This is a genomic window from Rhizocola hellebori (genome assembly GCF_016862955.1).
Taxonomy (GTDB): Bacteria; Actinomycetota; Actinomycetes; order Mycobacteriales; family Micromonosporaceae; genus Rhizocola; species Rhizocola hellebori.
The window spans coordinates 1-2,501 of the sequence record NZ_BONY01000178.1 but is presented as its reverse complement, the minus strand read 5'-3'; the positions used below and the strand labels follow the sequence as shown (position 1 = coordinate 2,501).

Here is a 2,501-nt window from a genome sequence, read left to right as displayed (position 1 = left end):
GACACCGGCGCGGCGCTGCTTTCGCGCTCGTTCTCTCAATCAAAGAACGCTTCGGCTTCGGCGAAGCGGTGCGCGGGAACGGTTTTGAGTTCCTTGGTGGCTTCGATGAGCGGCACGCGGATGATTTCCGTGCCACGCAGGGCGACCATCTTGCCGAAGTCCCGGTCGTTCACGGCGTCGATCGCGGCCAGGCCGAATCGGGTGGCGAGCACCCGGTCGAAGGCGCTCGGGGTGCCGCCTCGCTGGATGTGCCCGAGCACGACCGCGCGGGCTTCCTTGCCGGTCTGCTGCACGATCTGCTGGGCCAGCCAGTTGCCGATGCCGCCGAGGCGGACATGGCCGAAGGAGTCCAGCTCGCCGGTGACCGTGACCATGTCGCCGTCGGCGGGCATGGCACCCTCGGCGATCACGATGATCGGCGAGTAGTCGATCTCGAAGCGCTTCTGGACATGAGCGATCACATCGGCCAGATCGAACCTGCGCTCCGGCAGCAGGATGACGTTGGCGCCACCCGCGAGCCCGGCGTGCAGCGCGATCCAGCCTGCGTGGCGGCCCATGACCTCCACGACGACGGCACGGTGGTGCGACTCGGCGGTGGTGTGCAGCCGGTCGATCGCCTCCATGGCGATGTTCACCGCGGTGTCGAAGCCGAAGGTGAGATCGGTGGCGTTGAGGTCGTTGTCGATGGTCTTCGGCACGCCGACGACGTTCACGCCCAGATCGGTCAGCTTGGTCGCGACCCCCAGCGTGTCTTCCCCGCCGATGGCCACGAGCGCGTCCACGCCCAGCTCGGCCAGGTTCGCTTTGATCCGCTCGACGCCGCCCTCAATCTTGAACGGGTTCGTCCGCGATGAGCGCAGGATGGTGCCGCCACGGGGCAGGATGCCCCGCACCTCTTTGACGGTCAGCGGCATTGTCTTGTTCTCCAGCGGGCCTTTCCAACCGTCACGGAAGCCCACGAATTCGTGCCCATAGGTGCCGACGCCCTTGCGGACTACGGCGCGAATGACCGCGTTGAGACCGGGGCAGTCGCCGCCTCCGGTGAGTACGCCGATACGCATTTTTTGATCCTCCCAGATAGGGATGCGATGGTGGCTCGGCGTCGTTGCCGGTGTGCCTCAAGTGCGATGGCCGCAGTTGGGGACTATACCGAAACAACCCCGTTACCTGCGCTGGAGAGTCCTCCAGCGCGCCAGGTTGTGTCTGGCGTCGACCAGGGCATCGTGCCTGGCGCTCGCCGCTGTGGGCAGTGGCGGCCGCCCCTTCTCGTCCCAGAGCTGCCGAAGCTCCTTGGTGAAACGTGGGATAACTCTTGGCAACGCCGGCATGGCGCCCCACAGCTGACAGAGCGCGACGTGGTCGTACGCGCCGTACCAGGCCCACAGGTCGATGGTCTCCTGTGGACGGCCCCGCAGCGGCTCGGTCAGAAATTCCAGCAAATCATCCCGAATGGCAGCGCGCGAACGCCAAGCCTTGTCGGCCGGCGAGGGCAATCGATTGAGAACGTTATCGCGGACCCAGGGAATCGCCTTTTCCGGATCGAATTCGGTGGAGACCGCATAGAACTCACGTCCGTATTCATCCACCACACCGATCGAGACAAGGTCGATGGTCACTCCATCCTCAATAAATTCACAATCGTAAAAGTACTCGTACGCCATGGGAGTCCATCTTCTACTAACCTCGGCCGGCATGACGTTCTCGATAGTCGCGCGTTCCGCCGACGGCACCGCGCACGGGGTGGCCGTGGCGAGCAAGTTCCTCGCCGTGGGTGCGGCCGTGCCCGCGGCGGCGGCAGGGGTCGGCGCGCTCGCCACGCAGTCCTACGCCAATCTCGCCTATCGACCCCAAGGGCTTTGTCTGCTGGGTACCGGAGTGATGCCCCCGGACGTGGTGGCCGGCCTGACCGCGGCCGATCCCGGGCGGGCCCAGCGCCAGCTCGGTGTCGTGGGCACAAGCGGGCCGGGCGCCACCTACACCGGCGAGGCATGCCACGCCTGGGCCGGCGGTGTCGCCGGTGACGGCTACGCGATCCAGGGCAACATCCTCACCGGGCCCGAGGTGGTCGAGGCGATGCGTGACGCGTGGCTGGCCTCCTCCCCCGGCGAAGCGCTCGCGGTGCGGCTGCTGGCCGCGCTGCGCGCCGGCGACGCGGCGGGCGGCGATCGGCGGGGCCGGCAAAGCGCGTCGCTGCTGGTGGTGGCCGCGGGTCAGGGCTACGGCGGCACCAGCGATGTCGTCGTCGACCTGCGAGTGGATGATCACCCGAACCCGTGCGCGGAGATGGCACGCCTGCTCGACATCCACGAGATGCTCTTCGGGAAACCGGACCCGAGCAAGCTCATGCCCCTAGAAGGCCCACTCGCCGAAGAGGTCAGGTCCCTGCTCGCCACCGACGCGCCAGATCTCGACGCCGCCCTCGCCGACTGGGCAGGCGTAGAAAACCTCGAAGAACGCATGGTCCCCGGCATGATCGACCTAATCGTGCTGCAATATTTGCG

Annotated in this window: 3 protein-coding genes; 1 reads left to right on the top strand and 2 read right to left on the bottom strand. The window is 66.7% G+C overall.

Annotation, left to right across the window (positions count from 1 at the left end; genetic code table 11):
* Positions 1–35: 35 nt before the first annotated feature.
* Both Rhe02_RS49340 and Rhe02_RS49335 read right to left on the bottom strand, forming a co-directional pair.
* A complete protein-coding gene (locus Rhe02_RS49340) occupies positions 36–1,061 on the bottom strand; it encodes a 6-phosphofructokinase (RefSeq protein WP_203915536.1) in 1,026 nt (341 codons plus the stop codon).
* Between the two features lie 102 nt (positions 1,062–1,163).
* The gene (locus Rhe02_RS49335) at positions 1,164–1,661 is read right to left on the bottom strand and encodes a polyadenylate-specific 3'-exoribonuclease AS (RefSeq protein WP_203915535.1); all 498 of its coding nucleotides are present in this window, start codon (positions 1,659–1,661) and stop codon (positions 1,164–1,166) included.
* A 31-nt stretch (positions 1,662–1,692) separates the two neighbouring features.
* On the opposite strand from Rhe02_RS49335, the gene Rhe02_RS49330 reads away from it, so the two are divergent.
* A partial coding sequence (locus Rhe02_RS49330; RefSeq protein WP_203915534.1) for a DUF1028 domain-containing protein occupies positions 1,693–2,501 on the top strand: 809 nt, incomplete at its 3' end.

What these genes read in the sequence shown, in the direction of transcription:
- Rhe02_RS49340 (WP_203915536.1), bottom strand. Translation starts at nt 1,061, where the DNA reads ATGCGTATCGGCGTACTCACCGGAGGCGGCGACTGCCCCGGTCTCAAC.
- Rhe02_RS49335 (WP_203915535.1), bottom strand. Translation starts at nt 1,661, where the DNA reads ATGGCGTACGAGTACTTTTACGATTGTGAATTTATTGAGGATGGAGTG.